This is a genomic window from Pantoea sp. UBA5923 (assembly GCF_002431095.1).
Lineage (GTDB): Bacteria > Pseudomonadota > Gammaproteobacteria > Enterobacterales > Enterobacteriaceae > Pantoea > Pantoea piersonii.
On record NZ_DJDN01000082.1, the window covers coordinates 1 to 19,299 of the forward strand.

At 60.6% G+C, this 19,299-nt stretch carries 12 protein-coding genes; 8 read left to right on the forward strand and 4 right to left on the reverse strand.

What is annotated here, in order from left to right; all coding sequences use genetic code 11:
* Window positions 1-137 precede the first annotated feature (137 nt).
* The 3 genes from bcsG to bcsE are packed head-to-tail and all read right to left on the reverse strand — an operon-like array spanning window position 138 to window position 3,531.
* A complete protein-coding gene (gene bcsG / locus B3797_RS19250; RefSeq protein ID WP_311791914.1) occupies window positions 138-1,805 on the reverse strand; it encodes a cellulose biosynthesis protein BcsG in 1,668 nt (555 codons plus the stop codon).
* Window positions 1,805-1,993: a cellulose biosynthesis protein BcsF gene (gene bcsF, locus B3797_RS19255; protein ID WP_311784232.1), complete on the reverse strand. Its 189-nt coding sequence runs from the start codon at window positions 1,991-1,993 to the stop codon at window positions 1,805-1,807. The genes bcsG and bcsF overlap by 1 nt, the downstream gene beginning before the upstream one ends.
* The gene (bcsE, locus tag B3797_RS19260; RefSeq protein WP_311784233.1) at window positions 1,990-3,531 is read right to left on the reverse strand and encodes a cellulose biosynthesis protein BcsE; all 1,542 of its coding nucleotides are present in this window, start codon (window positions 3,529-3,531) and stop codon (window positions 1,990-1,992) included. The genes bcsF and bcsE overlap by 4 nt, the downstream gene beginning before the upstream one ends.
* A gap of 189 nt (window positions 3,532-3,720) precedes the next feature.
* Here bcsE and bcsR point away from each other — a divergent pair, with 189 nt between their 5' ends.
* The 8 genes from bcsR (at window position 3,721) to B3797_RS19300 (ending at window position 18,474) form a co-directional block, all read left to right on the forward strand.
* Complete coding sequence (gene bcsR, locus B3797_RS19265; RefSeq protein ID WP_311784234.1) at window positions 3,721-3,918, forward strand: cellulose biosynthesis protein BcsR; 198 nt, start codon at window positions 3,721-3,723, stop codon at window positions 3,916-3,918.
* Window positions 3,918-4,649, forward strand: a complete 732-nt coding sequence (gene bcsQ / locus B3797_RS19270; RefSeq protein ID WP_311784235.1) for a cellulose biosynthesis protein BcsQ — start codon at window positions 3,918-3,920, stop codon at window positions 4,647-4,649. Before bcsR ends, bcsQ begins: the two co-directional genes overlap by 1 nt.
* Window positions 4,646-7,258 carry a UDP-forming cellulose synthase catalytic subunit gene (gene bcsA, locus B3797_RS19275; protein WP_311791915.1) on the forward strand — a complete coding sequence of 871 codons (2,613 nt, stop codon included), beginning with the start codon at window positions 4,646-4,648 and terminating at the stop codon, window positions 7,256-7,258. The genes bcsQ and bcsA overlap by 4 nt, the downstream gene beginning before the upstream one ends.
* A 4-nt stretch (window positions 7,259-7,262) precedes the next feature.
* Window positions 7,263-9,554 carry a cellulose biosynthesis cyclic di-GMP-binding regulatory protein BcsB gene (bcsB, locus tag B3797_RS19280; RefSeq protein WP_311791916.1) on the forward strand — a complete coding sequence of 764 codons (2,292 nt, stop codon included), beginning with the start codon at window positions 7,263-7,265 and terminating at the stop codon, window positions 9,552-9,554.
* Window positions 9,547-13,017, forward strand: a complete 3,471-nt coding sequence (bcsC, locus tag B3797_RS19285; protein ID WP_311791917.1) for a cellulose synthase complex outer membrane protein BcsC — start codon at window positions 9,547-9,549, stop codon at window positions 13,015-13,017. Before bcsB ends, bcsC begins: the two co-directional genes overlap by 8 nt.
* Before the next feature lie 115 nt (window positions 13,018-13,132).
* Window positions 13,133-15,139 carry a biofilm formation regulator HmsP gene (hmsP, locus tag B3797_RS19290; protein WP_311791918.1) on the forward strand — a complete coding sequence of 669 codons (2,007 nt, stop codon included), beginning with the start codon at window positions 13,133-13,135 and terminating at the stop codon, window positions 15,137-15,139.
* Window positions 15,140-15,461: 322 nt separating this feature from the next.
* Window positions 15,462-16,748, forward strand: a complete 1,287-nt coding sequence (locus B3797_RS19295) for a dicarboxylate/amino acid:cation symporter (RefSeq protein WP_311784240.1) — start codon at window positions 15,462-15,464, stop codon at window positions 16,746-16,748.
* A gap of 241 nt (window positions 16,749-16,989) precedes the next feature.
* Complete coding sequence (locus B3797_RS19300; protein WP_311784241.1) at window positions 16,990-18,474, forward strand: pitrilysin family protein; 1,485 nt, start codon at window positions 16,990-16,992, stop codon at window positions 18,472-18,474.
* Between the two features lie 4 nt (window positions 18,475-18,478).
* Here the strand turns inward: B3797_RS19300 and B3797_RS19305 are convergent.
* A partial coding sequence (locus B3797_RS19305) for an alpha/beta hydrolase (RefSeq protein WP_311791919.1) occupies window positions 18,479-19,299 on the reverse strand: 821 nt, incomplete at its 5' end.

Sequence of the window (19,299 nt, forward strand, 5' to 3'; positions counted from 1 at the left end):
GAGGCTGCCGGAAGCCGGGATTGTTAAGGGGCTGGCGAGCCCCTTAACACGCACGCCGGCAGCGCAGCTGCTGAAACTCCCCGACGCCTGGCGGGCGGAACCTGCACAGAGCCAGCCGCTCGCGCAGCGAACCCCGCTTACTGCGGATAAGCCACCCAGTCACCGCCGTTCAACCGGATCCAGGGCTTGCCCTGATACATCATCACCACGGCATTGTCATTTTCCGAGACAACCGGCGTCTGCGGCAGCTTGTCCGCCAGCACCGACATATTCACGTTCGGCGCGTTAAATACCTGACCGTCCACTACGCGAGAAACCAGTTCGGAAATCGCCAGCAGGCTGGTGGGCGCATCAATGGTTAACGGCTGGCCCTGATGCGGCGCCTTCATGCCGACAAACTTAATGCCAACCGGCACATGGGTAATGCTCGGGCTGGGAATATCGCGCAAGCCAGACATCTGCATCTTGTCGCCCTGCAGCGCCGCGCCATGCTCCGGCACCACCAGCACCATCACGCGTCGTCCCGACTTCTCAAGATTCGTCAGGAAGGCGTCAAGCTGATCGAACAGCACCTGCGCGCGCGGCTTCCACGGCGCGGTTTGAGTGCTGCCCAGATCGCGCGTGCCGTCATGCAGCGGGATCAGGTTATAGAACGTGGCGCTGCGCGCATCGCTGCTCTTGCTGCGATCGTCAAGCCAGCGCTGCATCAGCTGCGCATCGTTGAACACTGGTGAGCCGTCAAATGAGGTCAGCTCTGGCGCAATACCCGCCTGCGACATTAGCGGTGCCTGAATATTGCCGTCGTCGCGCAGTTCCTTCAGATAGTTACCAAACACGCCGGTGTGGTCCATCATCAGCTGCTCTTTAAAGCCCAGCTTCGCCAGATTATCAAACAGATAGCAGTTCGCATCGGTCGGCTTATAGAGGTCGCTGTGCGAGGTCTGACCGCAGCTGGCGCGCAGCAGACGAATACCCGCCGGGCCGCTGTAGCCGGTAGCGGAGTTGTAGTTGTTCAGTACGATATCAAAGTGCTGCCACAGCGGATGGCTGCGCAGCTGAGAGACGTCCATATCCGACCAGGCGAGCGAACAGATATTCACCACCAGAATGTCGAACGGCTGCGAATCTGCCGGCAGGCTGTCGGGAAAATGGGTCACGCGCTTGCGTTCGCTGTCGTAAAAGCGGTTCAGCCAGGCGGTTAGATTGGCGCTGGTAGGCGGCGCCGATTGATCAAGACCGTCCGGCGCGCTGGCGGCCTGCGGCTGACCGGCGGCAGGGGTCTGATTCAGCACCACTTCCGGCGTGGCGGCTTTGGTTGGCAGCAGCGACAGCGCGGGGCCAGCGATAGTCAGCACGTTAAGCCAGATCAGCATCAGGGAGACCAGCACCGTCACGCGTATCCACTGCGAGATAAACAGATAGAGCACCAGCAGCGCAAAGGCGGCGCCGACCATCTGCCAGTTAATGAAGCGATTAACCAGATCGAGCAGGTAGGCGCCGGAGAAGCCCGCCACCTGGTTGCCCTGGCTAAGGATACTCTCTATGCCCGGCAGCCAGGTATCGTGCCAGAACAGGCCGAAGCCGATGGGAAGCGATATCCAGCTGCGAAGACGATGCAGGCGCGGCGAGGGCAGGGGGAACAACAGCCAGGCCAGGAATACCAGATTGCTCAGCGCGTGGAAATTGAGGTAGCCGTACCACAGCAGGCCGAACTTAAGCAGAAAATAGAAATTCCAGCCGCCCAGCCCGCGCCAGTAAGACCATAAGCGGGAAGAGTGAGCGGAAGTGGATTGATCGTTATTCATTAATGATTTGCATCCTTTTTCGAGGATTTACGCTGCCAGTGACCTTCAGACTTTAGCGCACGAGCGGGCAGCAGGCGATTCAACATGCCGTTCCAGCGACTCGGCAGCCATTGCCGATATAACGGCTTTAAAAACAATAAAATAACCAAAATTAAGAGCGCAATTTGCACCCAGTCCATCAGGTTCATCGGGTTTTACTCTCCGCCAGTAAAATGATGGGCTGCGGCGTGGGGCGCTCGCGGGTTTCAACCGGTTCCGCGGCGGGCTGCGTTGGCTGAAGCTCCGGTGTAATGTCCTGCAGCGCATTGGGCGTCAGGTTCTTTATATTATTGATTTCAGCCAGAATTTGATTGTCCTCAAACCATACCAGCCGGTTAGCGAAAAGCTCGTCATGCGGCAAAGAAAAGATAAATTTCAACGCCTTATCAAGATCGTTATAGCGGCAGGAGGAGAGAAAAAGAATGACGCGATCGTCCAGCACCGTGACCAGATCGCCGAAGCGGCGCGGTTTGCACAGGGTTAAAATCTGCTGCGGTTTGAGCTGCGGCACCGGGCGCAGCGCCACCAGCAAACCTTTATCGTTCTCTGGCAGTAGCGTATTGCCAATCAGCTGTCCTACCGCCTGACAGAAGGCGTCGAGACGCAGATAGCCTTTCTCCTGCAGTGGTTGCAGCGCGGCGGTCAACGCATCCAGGTTGGCAGGCACGCGGCGGTTGAATACCTGACCCTGCAGGCCTTCCAGCGTTGTCAGGAAGCGCGACATGGTGGCGCTGGTCGGCACAATGGCGCTGACGCCGCACGCCAGCAGCAGGCGCTCATCGCTGTAGCGCAGGCTGGTGCCCATCTCGCGCACCACGATTTTTAAGCCGTTGCCGCGCGCGCGGCGCAGGCTGTGCACCATTTTCGCCAGCTCGCCGATGTAGTCGCTGCGGGTCAGGCTGAAAACCACCGTCGCGGCGCTCGCCTGCTGCGCGCGGAAAAAGACCTGTTCATTATCATCAAAGAGCTGCCACTGACGGGAGAGCGGCGGCGCGCCCTCCAGCACTATTTTATCCGCAAGATAATGTTGCTCGTCGTTAAGGCTGAGCGGTTCCTGCTTTTCATTTTCATTTACGGCGTAAAAACGATCGTCTTTGCAGTCAAGCCGAATGGCGCGATCGGCGAGCAACCGATCGCCGGCGTACCACCAGTTAATTCGATATTGCCAGCTATCCTGTTGAAAAGTTAAATGAGCCACGCCGTCCAGCTGGCGAAAATAACGCTGAAGATTATTACGCAGGTTAATTATCGTTGCGCCTGACGTGACCATTAAAAGCGTCATCTGCTTTTTATTCAGCACCCGGCGCATACGCTTTATCCAGGAGGTTAACTCCGCGTCGTCAAGTTTATCCCACTGCGCCGCGCCGCTGTTAAAAATCACCAGGCCGTTTTTACTGCTGAGTTTACGGGTAAAGTCGCTCTCCAGACGCAGCAGGCTGCTTTTATTTTTAGGAAGAGAAAACAGTGGGATACGATCAGGCCCGCCTGCAGGGTCCGGCGTCAAAAGATCGCGTGGCTTTTCGTCTGCGCTGATAAGGGTGACGGATTGCTGTGCCGAGATGGCCTGGCGAATAAAAGCGCGCGCGTCTTCCTGACGCGCGCAGGTTACCCAATAACAGCCGGGCGTTTGCAATACCGTTAATTCAGGCTGAACCTGCAACAGCCCCAGCGCAAAGGAATTTTTCATATTGAATTCGCGATTTGTCCAGTCCAGGCTAGCTTATTATAGACGGGGCAGGATGAAACCAAAGAAATTTAAAAATACTTTATGGCTATGGCAAACGGGTTCGCATTGTTCTATCAACGCGTCGATTCAGGCGGAGCTCATTTAAATCCCGCGTAAATATAACCATTTTTTTATCCGTGGCGAAAAGTAATGAAAAATGAAAATGCTTATACTCTGGTCGCGTCAGACGGCCAACGTCAGGATGATATTAGCGCCTTGTGCGACGCTTTTTCTTTGCGAGCTTTTCGCTATATTGATATTGCCCGTGAAGAGCGTTTGACGAATATCGTGGCGCGCTGGCCGTTGTTAGCTGAAACGGCGGGCGACAGGCCGGGACGTACGCGCTAATGCCGCTGATCGCGCTGCAAGGCGTACGCGGTGGGACGGGCGCAACTTCGCTCTGCGCGGCGCTCGGCTGGGCGTTGACGGCCCTCGGAGAAAGCGTGCTGCTGATTGACGGCTCTCCGTCCAGCCAGCTTGGCGCGCACTTCAACCTGCCCGCGCTGCCGGAAAACGGCTGGATGCAGGCGCTGCGCCGCGGCGACGCCTGGCAGGCAGCCGCGCTGCGCTATCCTCATGGCCCTGATCTGCTGCCTCACGGCCCGCTTTCTCATCAGCAGGACTTCACTTTGCTGCGGCAGGAACCCGCGGCCGCCGCGCCGCTGCTTGATGCGCTGGCGGATCTGAATAGTCGCTATAAGTGGTTGATTTTTGACCTTCCCGCCGATTTGCTGCCCTGGCATGAAACGCTGTATGAGCGGCTCGACGGCGTGCTGCGCGTGTTAACGCCGGACGCCAACTGCCATCTGCGCCTCCATCAGCAGCGTTTTACGCCGCATACGCGCTTTATTATCAACCAGTTCAACGCCAACAGCCGCCTGCAGCAGGATCTGCATCAGCTGTGGGTCGCGTCACTGAATAACCTGATCCCGCTGCTAATCCACCGTGACGAAGCGCTGGCGGAAGCGCTGATGATGAAGCAGCCGGTAGGGGAGTACCGCCCGCACGCGCTGGTCAGCGAAGAGATCACCACGCTGGCGAACTGGCTACTGCTTCATCTGAACGGAGCGCGTCCATGAATCCGCTGCGCTGGCTGCTGACCGCGCCGGTCTGGCAGGCGCTGCGTTTGCGCTATACGACGGCGCGCGACAATGGAGCGTCCCGCTTCGCCAGCGGCCTGAATCTGCTCTGGTGTTCGCTGGGCTGGATGCTGCTGCGTTTTGAAACGCCGGGCTGGCAGCGCATTATTCAGGATCGCCGTCGTCTCTACCCGCATATCTCGCCGGAACGGCCGCGTCCGTTAGACATTCTGCGCTATCTGGTGCAGACGCTATGGCTGGTCGTTACCCTGCCGCAGGATGACAGCAGCCGCAGCGAACGGCAGCGCTTTAAAGCCTTCCAGCCGCTGTTTCGCTGGCGTCAGCGCGGTTATCAGTGGCTCGATGCGCTTTCCGCGCGCGTGCAGACAGGCAACGTCGACGAGCGCATTGAGCAGCGGCTGCAGCGGTTGTCGCCGTTGACGCGTCGCCTGATCTTTATCGGCGCGGCGCTGTTCGCCTCGCTGTTGGCGCTGCTTTGCATCAGCCAGCCGTTCGGGCTGATGACGCAGTTTATCTTTGTGGTGCTGCTCTGGTGCCTGGCGATGCTGGTACGGCGCGTGCCGGGCCGCTTCCCCACCATGATGCTGATTGTGCTGTCGCTGACCGTCTCCTGCCGCTATTTGTGGTGGCGTTATACCTCGACGTTAAACTGGGACGATCCGCTCAGCCTGGTGTTCGGCCTGCTGCTGATTGCCGCGGAAACCTACGCCTGGGTGGTGCTGGTGCTGGGCTATTTCCAGACGCTCTGGCCGCTTAACCGCCAGCCGGTTTCGATGCCGACAACGCTCGATCAGTGGCCGAGCGTCGATCTGCTGGTGCCGACCTACAATGAGCCGCTCAGCGTCGTTAAGCCGACCATCTATGCGGCGATGGGCATCGACTGGCCGAAAGACCGGCTCAATATCTTCCTGCTTGACGACGGCAGCCGCGAAGAGTTTCGCGAATTCGCCGCCAGCGTCGGCGTTAACTATGTGGTGCGTCCGACGCACGAACACGCTAAGGCGGGCAATATTAACCACGCGCTGAAAACGCGCTGCCGCAGCGACTTCGTGTCGATTTTCGACTGCGACCATGTGCCGACGCGCGCCTTCCTGCAGATGACTATCGGCTGGTTTATTAAGGACCCGAAGCTGGCGATGCTGCAGACGCCGCACCACTTCTTCTCGCCCGATCCCTTTGAGCGCAACCTGGGCCGCTTCCGCCGCACGCCGAACGAAGGCTCGCTGTTTTATGGCCTGGTGCAGGACGGCAACGATACCTGGGACGCCACCTTCTTCTGCGGCTCCTGCGCCGTACTGCGCCGCAGCGCGCTGGATGAGATCGGCGGCATTGCAGTGGAGACCGTTACCGAAGATGCGCACACGTCGCTGCGTCTGCACCGGCGCGGCTACGCCTCGGCCTATATCCGCATTCCTCAGGCGGCGGGGCTGGCGACTGAAAGCCTGTCGGCGCATATTGGCCAGCGCATCCGCTGGGCGCGCGGCATGGTGCAGATTTTCCGTCTTGATAACCCCTTATTCGGCAAGGGACTGAAGTGGGTGCAGCGCCTCTGCTACGCCAACGCCATGCTGCACTTTCTTTCCGGCATTCCGCGGCTGATCTTCCTGCTGGCACCGCTGGCGTTTCTGCTCTGCCACGCTTACATCATCTACGCCCCCGCGCTGGCGATCGCCATCTACGTCTTGCCGCATATGCTGCACACCAGCCTGACCAACTCGCGCATTCAGGGTCGCTGGCGTCACTCCTTCTGGAGCGAGGTGTATGAAACCGTACTGGCCTGGTATATCGCCCGACCGACCACCGTAGCTCTGTTTAACCCGCATAAGGGCAAATTCAACGTGACGGCGAAAGGCGGTCTGGTCGAGGAGCATCATCTCGACTGGGTGATCACTAAACCCTATATGTTCCTGGTGCTGCTCAACCTGGCGGGCGTCGCGATGGCGTTCTGGCGCATGCACAACGGCCCGGCCAATGAAGTGTTAACTGTATGGGTGAGCCTGGTCTGGGTCGTCTACAACATGGTGATCCTCGGTGGCGCGGTGGCAGTTTCCGTCGAGGCGCGGCAAATCCGCGAGGCGCACCGCGTGGAGATCGCCATGCCAGCCGCCATTGCGCGCGAAGACGGGCATATGCTGCCCTGTACGCTGCGCGACTACTCCGACGGCGGCGTCGGCGTCGAGCTGCGTGAGCCGAATGCGCTCAAGGAAGATGAAAAGGTCTGGCTGCTGCTGCGCCGCGGCCAGCAGGAGTTCAGCTTTCCCTGCCGCGTGCAGCGCGTTTTTGGCCTGCGCGCCGGTATTCGCCTGCATCAGCTTACGACCCAGCAGCATATCGAATTTATCCAGTGCACCTTCGCCCGCGCCGATACCTGGGCGCTGTGGCAGGACGGTTTCCCGGAAGATAAACCGGTGCAGAGCCTCGCCGACATTATGATCCTCGGCTTTAAAGGCTATCTGCGCCTGGCGGAATATGGTCCGCCGCAGTTACGTCGGCTGTTTAACCTGCTTACCGCTGGGGTGAGCTGGCTGGCCTCACTGTTGCCGCAGGGCATCGGACGTGGGCCCGCTTCAAAAAACGTATTGAGTTGATGATATGACGATGACGAGAGTAAACGGTTGGTTTACCGCCCTGCTGCTGGGCACCGCAACGCTGAGCTGCGCCGCTGCGCAGGACGCCGCGCCAGCGAACGTCGCTGATCCGGCGCCGGTTCAGGCCGCGCCGCAGGGCCCCGCCGCGCCGCTGCGCGACAGCCAGCTCGACTTTACCCAGCTGGCACCGCCGCCGGGCAGCATGACGCTACGCGGCACCCAGCCGAACGGTCAGATTGAGTTCGGCGTGCGCAGCGACGAGGTGGTGACGCGTGCGCTGCTTAACCTCAGCTACCGTCCCTCGCCCGCGCTGTTGCCGACGCTGTCACAGCTTAAGGTTTACCTCAACGATGAACTGATCGGCGTTATTACCGTGACGCCGGAGCAGCTCGGCAAAGAGAATCAAACCCAGCTGGCGATCGATCCGCGCTTTATCACCGACTTCAACCGCGTGCGCTTTGAGCTGGTTGGCCATTACGCCAACGTCTGCGAGAACCCGGCCAACAGCACCATCTGGCTCGATATCGGCAAAGAGAGCGGCATCGATTTAACGCTGCAAAAGCTGCCGTTGAAAAATGACCTGTCGCACTTCCCGGAGCCATTCTTCGACGCGCGCGACAAGCGTCCGCTGACGCTGCCGGTCGTCTTTGCCGCGCAGCCGGACGTGACGCAGCAGCGCGCCGCCGCGATACTCGCCTCCTGGTTCGGCAGCAAAGCCGCATGGCGCGGCCAGAACTTCCCGGTGCTCTACAATCAGCTGCCGCAGCAGCAGCATGCCATTGTCTTTGCTACCAATGACGCTCGCCCGGACTTTCTGAAAGATCTGCCGCCGGTGACTAAACCCACGGTGGAGATTGTCAGCCAGCCCGACAATCCTTACGAAAAGATGCTGCTGATTTTGGGGCGCAACGACCAGGATCTGCTGACGGCAGTGCAGGGCATCGCGCAGGGTGAACTACTGCTGCGCGGCGATACGTCCACCATCGACAGCGTGAAGCTGCTCGCGCCGCGCAAAGCCTACGACGCGCCGAACTGGGTGCGAACCGATCGACGCACCACATTCGCCGAACTGACGCAGTATGAGAACCAGCTGCAGTCCGACGGCCTGCAGCCGAATCCAGTCAGCCTGACGCTTAATCTGCCGCCCGACCTGTTTCTGGTGCGCGCGCGCGGCATCGATATGGATTTAAGCTATCGCTACACCGCGCCGTTCCAGGCAGACGGCTCGCGGCTAGCGGTCAACCTGAATAACCAGTTCATTCAGGACTACCCGCTGCCGCCGAAAAACACCGCCGGTCAGCAGCTGCTGCATATTCCGCTGGTTCAGGGATTGCAGGATAACAGCCGTCAGCTGACGATCCCGGCGCTGCGTCTCGGCGTGGTAAATCAGCTGCGCTTCGACTTCGACTATTCCAATACTTATATCGGCGGCACGTCCGACGGACGCTGCGAAACCGTTACGCCGGTCAGCCATCATGTAGTGGTGGATGAAAGTTCCAGCGTCGATTTCTCCGGCTACCGTCACTATATCGAAATGCCTTCACTGCGCGCCTGGTCTGGCGCGGGTTTCCCCTTCACGCGCTACGCCGATCTGGCGCAAACGCTGGTACTGGTGCAGCCGAAACCCGACGCGCAGCAGGTCGGCACGATGCTTAACGCGCTGGGTAATATCGGCGCGCAAACCGGCTATCCGGCGCTGCGGGTGCAGTTTACCGACGACTGGAGCAAGGCGAAGGATCAGGACGCCGATCTGCTGATGATCGGCGACATCCCGAAAGATCTCCAGGATGACCGCCGGATCAGCGCGCTGGTTGACGCCGCCGCAAGCTGGATCAACACGCCTGTGCGCCAGGCAGCCACCGATAACGGCAGCCTCAGCGACAGCGACCGCGCGGTAGAGAGCACCACCGCCATCGGTTCGCGCGGTGCGCTGGCGACGGTCATTGGCTTCCAGTCGCCGTTTAACGATCAGCGCAGCGTAGTCGCGCTGCTGGCGGACGGCACTCCGCGCGCCTGGCAGCTGCTGAACGATGCGCTGACCGACAGCGGCAAGCGCGGCGCGATTTTCGGCTCCGCCGCCATTATTCGCGAGTCGGGCGTTAACAGCCTGCGCGTCGGCGGTAACTATTTTGTCGGCCATCTGCCCTGGTGGGAGCGTTTATGGACAATGCTGGCGACGCATCCGTTCTGGCTGGCGCTCTGCGCGGTCTTTGTCGTGGTGCTGTTCGCGCTGATGACCTGGCGCCTGATGCGCATCATTACCCGCCGTCGTCTGCTTGATGATGAAGATGAATAAAGCTTACGCGCTACGGGCGAGTCTGCTGCTGAGCGGCGTGCTAGGCGCGCTGCCGGGACTGGCCGCGCCTGGCGCAGGCCCGGAGGTCTCGCCGGTGGACTGGCTGCTGACGCAGATCCGCACCGGTGAGTCGACCAACAAATATGATCTGGTACAGCAGTCGCTCTACCGGCTGGAGAAGATCGACCCCGATAATCCGCAGGTGCTGGCGGCGCGTCTGCGGCTGGCGCTGCATCAGGGTGACGTCGCCGCCGCACAGACGCTGCTGGATCAGTTGAAAAAAGTTGCGCCCGATTCGGCGGCGACGCGCGAATCCGCCGTGGGTCTGGCGCTGATGTCGTCTGAGGGACGGCAGAAGCTGCAGGAGGCGCGCCTGTTCGCCACCTCCGGCCGCCTGGCGGAAGCGAAAAGCGCCTACGACGCGCTGTTCAACGGCGTCTTTCCCGATGCGAATACCGCGCTGGAGTACTGGCGACTGCTGGCGCGCATACCGGGCCAGCAGGATGTCGCTTATCAGCAGCTACAGGCGCTGGAGCAGCGCTATCCCGGCAATATCGGCGTTGAGCTGCAAATCGCGCGCATGGCGTTCGATCGTCAGCAGACGGCGCAGGCGGTGGAGCAGCTGAAGCGACTGGCGAACAGCAATGGCGGACGCGACGCGGCGGCGGAACTCTGGCTGCAGCAGATCACCAATCAGCCGGTCAGCGACAGCAGCGTAGCGCAGCTGAAAGAGTACCTCTCCGTCTTTACCGAAGGCGACGCGCAGAAGCAGGGGCTGGACGCACTGGCGAAACAGCAGGCGCTGCTCGCCGATCCCGCTTATCGCGAACGTATGCGCGGACTGGCACTGGTGGACGCAGGCGGTGGCGCAGATGCCATCGAGACGCTGAACGCCGCGCTAAAGGCGAATCCCAACGATGCGGATCTGATGGGCGCAATGGGCCAGGCACAGGCGCGTGCCAACAATCGCGCCGCCGCTGTTCTCTGGCTGGAACGCGCGATTCAGGCAGGCCAGCAAAGCACGCAGGTAGGCAAGTGGCAGTCGCTGCTGCAAACCAACCGCTACTGGCAGGCCATTGACGAAGGCGATAAGGCGCTGGCGCAGCACGATCTCGACGGCGCAGAACGCCGCTATCACGACGCGCAGGCGCTGGATAACACCGACAGCTATGCGCTAATCGGCCTTGGGGACGTGGCGATGGCGCGCAACAATGCGCAGAGCGCCGAGCAGTTATGGCAGCGCGCGCTGCGCCTTGACGCCAGCAATACCACTGCGGTTCGCCGCCTGGCGGGACTCTATCAGACGCAGTCGCCAGCGCGCGCAATGCAGTTTATTAACGGCCTGCCTGCCGCGCAGCAGCGCGCGCTGGCCGATACCCTGCGCTCCCTGCGCAGCGACAGCCTGCGCGCCGAGGCCGACGCGCTGGCGCAGCAGAGCCGCTGGTCAGAGGCGGCGGATAAATATCGCCAGGCGCAGGCGCTGTCGCCGGACGACGTCTGGCTCAGCTATCGACTGGCTGGTGCGCTGCGCAACGGCGGCGCGCCGCAGCAGGCGGATGCCGTTATGGCGGCACTACAGCAGCAGCGTCCCCAGGATGCGAGCGCGCTCTATGCTTCGGCGCTTTATCTCTCCGGCAAGGATGACGACGAGGCGGCGCTGGCGGCGCTGCACCGTTTGCCGGAGGCGCAGTGGAACAGCAATATGCGCGAGCTGGCTGAACGCCTGGTGCAGAATAAGCTGTTCGCGCGTGCGGAGGCGTTACGCGCGGCAGGGCAGGAAAGAGAGGCCATTGCGCTGCTGCGTCAGCAGCCCGCCTCCAGCCGCCGCGATTTGACGCTGGCTGACTGGGCGCTGGCGCGCGGCGATGCGCAGGAGGCGCTTGATGGGTATCAGCAGGTGCTCGCGCGTGACGCCGACAACGGCGATGCGTCGCTCGGGCGTATCGAGGCGCTGGTGGCGCTGAACCGCACCAGCGAGGCGCGCGCGGCGCTAAAAGCACTGCCGCCCGCGCAGGCCAGCCTGAACGCCGACCGCCGCGTGGCGCTGGCGTGGCAGGCGACAGGCGACGTCACGCAGGCCGCCGCGCAGTTTGCGGGTCTGAAGCAGCGCGCCGCCTCGCAGCCGCCTTCGCAGGATAAGGCGCTGGTATTTCGCGATGCGGCGCGGCTTGAACGCACGCAGCAGCAGCCCGACGCCGCGCTGGCGGATTACCGGCAGGCGATGGTCGCCAGCGGTATCGGCGACGGCGAGAATATCAGCAGGCTGACGCGCAATAACGCGCAGGATGACTGGCTGAAGCGCAGCATTCGCAGCGACGCCGCCGATCTCTATCGCCAGCAGGACACCACGCTGATGCTGGAGCAGGATTATTCGCGTAACAAGGGCACCGGCGGCATTTCCGACTTTACCGCCCATACCACAATGCTGCAGGCGGAAACGCCGCTTGCCGACGGACGCGGCTTTGTACGACTCGATCGCGTTCAGGTGTCTGCAGGCACGTTCTCTACCAGCAACGGCAGTTTTGACGAGACGTTCGGCAGCTGCGACGATGCGAACTCAGGCGGCTGCAGCCGCTACGCCAGCCAGCGCGACGAAGGCACCGCGCTGGGGGTCGGCTGGCGCAACGACGTCTGGTCGGCGGATCTCGGCACGACGCCGCTCGGCTTTGAGGTCACTAACTGGGTAGGTGGGGTAAGCTGGAGAACCGACGTAAAAGAGGTCGGCGTGACGCTCACCGCCTCGCGGCGGCCTGTTTCCAGTTCGCTGCTCGCCTTTGCGGGCGCGCGCGACCCGGCGGCTAACGGCGGCAAAACCTGGGGCGGCGTGGTGGCTACCGGCGGCAGCGTCGGGCTGAGCTACGATCGCGGCGGCGCGCATGGCGTCTGGGCCGATATCAGCGCGCATCAGATCACCGGCGAGAACGTCGCGGACAACAGCCGCGAGCGCCTGATGGCGGGCTACTACTACAAGCTGATCAATACCGATAACCAGCGCGCCACCGTGGGATTCAACTCCATGCTGTGGCATTACCAGAAAGATCTCAGCGATTACACCTTCGGCCAGGGCGGTTACTACAGCCCGCAAGAGTATCTGTCGTTTTCCGTACCGGTCACCTGGCGGCAGCGTACCGAAAACTGGTCGTTCGATCTGGGCGGCTCGGTCTCCTGGTCGCATTCGAAAACAGACGTGCAGCAGCGTTATCCGGTGAATCCGGGCTTTACGCTGGCAAGCAATCCCACCTCGTCAAGCAGCAGCGGAGGCGGCGTCGGCTATACTTTACGGGCCGTTGTCGAGCGCCGCATTACACCGCACTGGTTTATCGGCGCAGGAGTGGATATTCAACAGGCGAAGGACTATACCCCGAGCCACGGGCTGCTCTATGTGCGCTACTCCGCCGCCGGCTGGGATGGCGATCTCGATATGCCGCCAGAGCCGCTTACCCCTTACGCAGATTTCAAATAACCGTCGGGTCGTGTAAAACTCGGACTCTGGCAGGCAGTAAAAAAAGTGAGTTCCAGGATATACTTGCTGCGCATTTTCCTGTCTGATAGCTGTGCTTTTTAGCCTGGAGAAGATTTTGCGCGTCAGCCGTTCACTTACGATAAAGCAAATGGCGACGGTATCTGCGGTGGCGCTGATAACCGTCTCTGTCTTTATCGTCATTCAACTGTTTCATTTTGTGCAACAGCGCAGGATCGACTACGCCCAGCAGATGGAGAATATTGCGCATACCGTACGGCAACCGCTCTCCGAGGCGGTGCTGAAAGCGGATATCGCCCAGGCCGAGCGCATTCTGCAAACCCTGAAGCCTGCTGGCGTCCTTTCGCGTGCCGACGTGGTTCTGCCTAACGCCTTTCAGGCGCTGCACGCCAGCTTCGAAAATGAAAAGCCGATCCCGCTGCTGATTACTCGCCTGTTCGAACTGCCGGTGCAGATCACTGTGCCGCTCTATTCGGTCGAGAGTAGCGCTTCGCCCAAGCCGCTCGCCTATCTGGTGCTGCAGGCCAACTCCACGCGCGTTTACCAGTTTATCCTCAGCACCGTCTCTACCATGGTCACCACCTATCTGCTGCTGGCGCTTATTCTGTCGGTGGCGATCAGCTGGTGCATCAACCGGCTGGTGGTCCATCCGCTGCGCAATATCTCGCGCGAGCTGCAGGAATTGCCGCCGCAGGCGATCCTCACCCACAAGCTGACGCTGCCCACCAGCCACCGCGACGATGAGATCGGCATGCTGATCCGCAGCTATAACCGCAATCAGCAGGTGCTGGAGTCGGTGCATGATGAGATGAGTCGGCTGACCACCCACTACGCCGTGACCGATTTGCCCAACCGCGCGCTTTTCCTGGCGCTGGTCGATCAGCATCTTCGCAGCCACAGCAAAGGGTTTGGGTTGATGGTAATCCGCATCGAAACGCTGCAGGAAGCCAACGGCGTACTGAGCGACGAGCAGCGCGACACCCTGATGCTGACGCTGGTCGAGAAGATACGCAGCACCATCGACGACCATACGCTGCTGGCGCAAACCGGGCCGAGCGACTTCGCGCTGCTGATGAAGCGCGCCAGTACGCCGTTTCGCGCGATGCGCCTGGCGCGCAATCTGATGATCCGCCTTAACCAGCCGGTGACGCTGCATCAGCTCCAGCTGCGGCCCAATACCAGCATCGGCCTTGCGCTGTATGACGAAGAGCACCTCTCCGCCAACGAGCAGCTCGATCGCGCTACCTCGGCGATGATGTCAGCGCGTCATTTAGGTAAAAACCAGATCCTCTTTTTCGATGCGGCGCTTACCGAGCGCGCGCAAAAGCGCCTGACGCAGGAGCATGACATTCTGCAGGGTTTGCAGGATGAGCAGTTCCGGCTGTTTCTTCAGCCGCAGATCAATATGCAAACCGGCGAGCTGGCGGGTGCGGAGGCGCTGCTGCGTATGCGCATGCCGGACGGCAGCTACGGCCTTTCGGAAGAGTTTATCGCCAGCGCGGAGGAGATCGGCGTCATTGCCGCCATCGGGCGCTGGGTGTTTGAAGAGGCGTGCCGCATTCTCGCTGGCTGGCAGAAGCGCGGCATCTTCATCCCGCTCAGCGTTAATATTTCCGCCGTACAGCTGCGTGACGCCAGCATGGTGAATCATCTGCAGGGGTTGCTGCAGCGTCACCAGATTGCGCCCGGCAGTTTTGTGCTGGAGATTACCGAAACCGCGCAGATTGGCGATGCCGAAGTAGCGATGGCGCTGCTGCGCTCTTTGCAGACGGTGGGCGTCGCGGTCGCGCTGGACGATTTCGGCATGGGCTACTCCAATCTCAACTACCTGCATCAGTTCAAGTCGCTGCCGGTCAACAAGCTGAAGATGGATCGCAGCTTCGTCGCCGCGCTGCCGGATGACGACACCATGGTGCGCATCGTGGCGGCCATCGCTGAAATCATCGATCTTGACGTTATCGCCGAAGGGGTCGAAACCGCAGAGCAGCGCGACTGGCTGCTGGCGCGCGGTATTCATATCGGCCAGGGCTATCTCTATGCCGAAGCGCTGCCGCTGGAGCGGTTTACACAAGCCTGGCTGCCCGCCCTCGCTTCTGACCAGTAACAGGGCAGAAGCGTCATCAGTGAATGCCTGCTCCTGTCCTTCCTCCCTGCCAGCGCAGCGGGGCGCTCTGCGCGTCACTCCTTTTAACCGAAAAGTTTTAACAACCTGATCCGTTGATTTCCCGCGTTTATTAGTTACAAAAGGTCTTGCTGAAGCGTTTCAGTTCATAGTTGCGTTTTCAGAAAACCCTCGGCCTTTGTAGGCCTGTATTAATCCCGTTAACAGGGTGTTATTTTTTGCCAACCGCCAGCGCCGGGGAGCGCTTTACTTGCGGACACACTAAAACGACAACCTCACAACCCTGTTGTAGTGGACACATCTTATGAAAACTTCACTGTTTAAAAGCCTCTATTTTCAGGTGCTGTTAGCCATCGGCATCGGTGTTCTGTTAGGCCATTTCTACCCAGAGCTAGGCACGCAAATGAAGCCGCTGGGAGATGGCTTCGTCAAACTGATCAAGATGATCATCGCGCCCGTGATTTTCTGTACGGTCGTGACCGGTATCGCCGGCATGGAAAGCATGAAGGCAGTAGGGCGCACAGGCGCCGTCGCGCTGCTCTATTTTGAAATCGTCAGCACTATCGCGCTGATTATCGGTCTGGTGGTGGTTAACGTACTGCAGCCGGGCGTGGGCATGAATGTCGATCCGGCGACGCTGGATGCGAAAGCGGTCGCGGTCTATGCCCAGCAGGCGGAGCAGCAGGGCGTGGTCGCCTTCCTGCTGGACGTGATCCCAGGCAGCGTCATCGGCGCCTTCGCCAGCGGCAATATCCTGCAGGTGCTGCTGTTTGCGATTCTGTTCGGCTTCGCGCTGCATCGTCTCGGCAGTGCCGGCACGCTGATCTTTAACGTGATTGAGAGCTTTTCGAAGGTTATCTTCGGCATCATCAATATGATCATGCGCCTTGCCCCAATCGGTGCGTTCGGTGCCATGGCCTTTACCATCGGTAAATATGGCGTCGGTTCTCTGGTGCAGCTCGGCCAGCTGATTGTCTGTTTCTATATTACCTGTGTGCTGTTTGTGGTGGTGGTGCTGGGGATTATCGCGCGCGTCACCGGATTCAATATCTTCCGCTTCGTCGCCTATATCAAAGAAGAGCTGCTGATTGTGCTTGGTACCTCTTCGTCTGAATCCGCGCTGCCGCGTATGCTGGATAAGATGGAGAAACTGGGCTGTAAAAAGTCGGTTGTGGGGCTGGTGATTCCGACCGGCTACTCGTTTAACCTTGACGGCACCTCGATTTACCTGACCATGGCGGCGGTATTTATCGCCCAGGCCACCAACGCGCATATGGATATCTTCCATCAGATCACCCTGCTGGTGGTGCTGCTGCTCTCCTCGAAGGGCGCGGCGGGCGTGACCGGCAGCGGCTTTATCGTGCTGGCGGCGACGCTGTCGGCGGTAGGCCATCTGCCGGTAGCGGGTCTGGCGCTCATCCTCGGCATCGACCGCTTTATGTCTGAAGCGCGCGCGCTGACTAACCTGGTCGGCAACGGCGTGGCGACGGTAGTGGTGGCGAAGTGGGTCGGCCAGCTGGATGAAAACCAGTTAAAGGCGACGCTTTCCGGCAATGCAAAGGCGAAAAAAGTGCCGGAAACCTCCGTATAACTACTGCTTTTTAGCAAAAACCCTCTAAATGCCCGCTGTTGCTTGCCCTGACAGCGGGCATTTGCATAATAATGCCCACTTATTTTTTTCATGGTTTTTCACTTCGTTGCGCGACATCCTGGCCTTCACGTGGTCAAAGACTCTGTTGTCGAAAAACGACGCGGCTAAAAAGAGAAAAACTCACCGCGTATTACAACGGCGAAACGTGCCAGTGATAACGACTTTTAGATTAGAGGTTCACATGCAGGGCACCAGAATTCGGCTTTTGGTTGGGGGGTTAGCGTGGGTGGCCGCCAGTTTTGGCGCTTATGCCGAAACGCTGCAGCCCGATCCTGCCTGGCAGGAAGGGAAACTGGATAACGGATTGAGCTGGCAGCTGCTGACTACGCCGCAGCGCCCCAGCGATCGCATTGAACTGCGCATGGTGGTGAATACCGGATCGCTGGTGGAAACCACTCAGCAGAGCGGCTTCAGTCATCTTCTGCCGCGTCTGGCGATGGTGCACAACGCCGCGCTCGACACCAACCAGCAGCGCGCGCTGTGGCAGCAGGCGATGGATCCGCAGCATCCGCTGCCGCCTGCGATCGTCTCTTACGACTTTACCCAGTATAACCTTAGCCTGCCCAATAACCGCCCGGAGCTGCTGAAAGAAGCGCTCAACTGGCTGGCGGCGACGGCGGGCAAGATGTCCATTAACGAGCAGGTGGTCAGCACCGCGCTGAGCGCCTCCGATCCCACCGCGACCTGGCCTGCCAGTACCCAGGACGTCTGGTGGCGCTACCGCCTGAAAGGCTCAACGCTGCTGGCGCACGATCCCGCCGAGCAGCCGCGCGCGCCCGTCGACCTGAACGCGCTGAACGATTTCTACCAGCAGTGGTACACGCCGGATGCCATGACGCTCTATGTCGTCGGCAACGTTGAGAGCCGCAGCCTGGCAGAGCAGATCAATAAAGCCTTCTCCTCGCTGAAAGGCAAGCGCAGCACGCCCGCGCCGCTGCCAACCCTGTCGCCGCTGCCGCATCAGCCGATCAATCTGGTCAATAGCGCAATAAGCCAGGACAGGCTGGCGCTGGTATGGGATACCCCCTGGCAGCCGATTCGCGATTCGCAAAATCTGCAGCGCTACTGGCAGAGCGATCTGGCGCGCGAGGCGCTGTTCTGGCATCTGCAGCGCACGCTGGGCGACAGCAAAACGCAAAATCTGCAGGTCGGTTTCGACTGCCGCGTGCTCTACCAGCGCGCTCAGTGCTCGGTTAATCTCGACGCGCGCAACGACGCTCTGGAGCCGGGCCTGACTATGGTGGCGCGCGAGCTGGCCGAAGTACGCGACAAAGGGCTGCCGCAGGAGGAGTTTGATGCGCTGATGGCGCAGAAGCTGCTGGAGCTGAACAAGCTGTTCGCTACCTATGCGCGCACCGATACCGACGTGCTGATGAGCCAGCGTCTGCGTTCGCAGCAGAATGCCGTGGTGGATATCGCGCCTGAGCAGTATCAGAAACTGCGTCAGGCGTTTCTGAGCGGCCTGACGCGCGATCAGCTGAATCAGGAGCTGCGGCAGCAGCTGTCGCAGGAGCTAACCATGGTGCTGATGCAGCCGGAAGGCGAAGCGGAGACTAACGTCAAAAGCCTGCAGGCCATCTGGGATAAGGTGATGGCGCCGCCAGCGGCAGCTGACGCCGCGCCGCAGGAGAGCAGCGCCAGCGACAGCGCGCCGCCTTCCTCCTGATCCCTCAGGTCTTCGCCCTGAGCCACTCGGTCACCAGCATCGGCCAGCTGGCAAGGGGCAGATCTGCTACGCCGCGGATGCCGAATCCGTGGCCGCCTTTCTGATAGAAGTGCAGCTCTGCGGGCACCTTATGTTCGCGGAGCGCGCTGAAAAACGCCATGCTGTTATTCACCGAGACCGTTTCATCATCCGCCGCGTGGATCAGCAGCGTTGGCGGAGTCTGCGCATGCACGCGCGTCTCCAGCGAATAGGCTTCGATGGTTTTCTCATCGGGCCAGGCGCCGAGCAGGCGCGTGCGCGAACTCTCATGCGCAATGCCGTCGCGCATACTGATCACCGGATAGACCAGCACCATCGCGTCCGGACGCGGCGAGAAGTTATCCGCGCCGTCCTGTACCGGATAGATTTTCTCGGCAAAGCGCGTTCCCAGGCTGGCGGCGACATGGCCGCCCGCCGAGAAGCCCGTCATAACGATATATTTTCCGTTCAGACCACGCTGGGCGCGTTCGCGCAGCACGCGCACCGCACGCTGTGCATCCGCCAGCGGCGCGTCCGGGCCTTCGTGATGGCCGTCGTAGGGCAGGCGATAGGTCATGACCGCAAGGGTATAGCCCATCGCGGTAAAAAACGTCGCCAGCGCGCTGCCTTCGCGGTCGATAAGCACGCGCTGATAGCCACCGCCCGGCGCGACCAGCAGCGTAATGCCGTTAGACTCTTCGGGATGCCAGATGGCGATCTCCGGGCAGCGCACGCCCGTGGCGGCGCGATCGTAAGGCTCATACTCTTTCGCCAGATCGACAATCTGCGGCTGCGCGCGCGAATCGC

Coding starts and splice junctions, on each gene's coding strand:
- B3797_RS19295 (WP_311784240.1), top strand. CDS start 15,462: ATGAAAACTTCACTGTTTAAAAGCCTCTATTTTCAGGTGCTGTTAGCC.
- B3797_RS19300 (WP_311784241.1), top strand. CDS start 16,990: ATGCAGGGCACCAGAATTCGGCTTTTGGTTGGGGGGTTAGCGTGGGTG.
- bcsR (WP_311784234.1), top strand. CDS start 3,721: ATGAAAAATGAAAATGCTTATACTCTGGTCGCGTCAGACGGCCAACGT.
- bcsQ (WP_311784235.1), top strand. CDS start 3,918: ATGCCGCTGATCGCGCTGCAAGGCGTACGCGGTGGGACGGGCGCAACT.
- bcsC (WP_311791917.1), top strand. CDS start 9,547: ATGAATAAAGCTTACGCGCTACGGGCGAGTCTGCTGCTGAGCGGCGTG.
- bcsB (WP_311791916.1), top strand. CDS start 7,263: ATGACGATGACGAGAGTAAACGGTTGGTTTACCGCCCTGCTGCTGGGC.
- bcsG (WP_311791914.1), bottom strand. CDS start 1,805: ATGAATAACGATCAATCCACTTCCGCTCACTCTTCCCGCTTATGGTCT.
- bcsA (WP_311791915.1), top strand. CDS start 4,646: ATGAATCCGCTGCGCTGGCTGCTGACCGCGCCGGTCTGGCAGGCGCTG.
- bcsE (WP_311784233.1), bottom strand. CDS start 3,531: ATGAAAAATTCCTTTGCGCTGGGGCTGTTGCAGGTTCAGCCTGAATTA.
- bcsF (WP_311784232.1), bottom strand. CDS start 1,993: ATGAACCTGATGGACTGGGTGCAAATTGCGCTCTTAATTTTGGTTATT.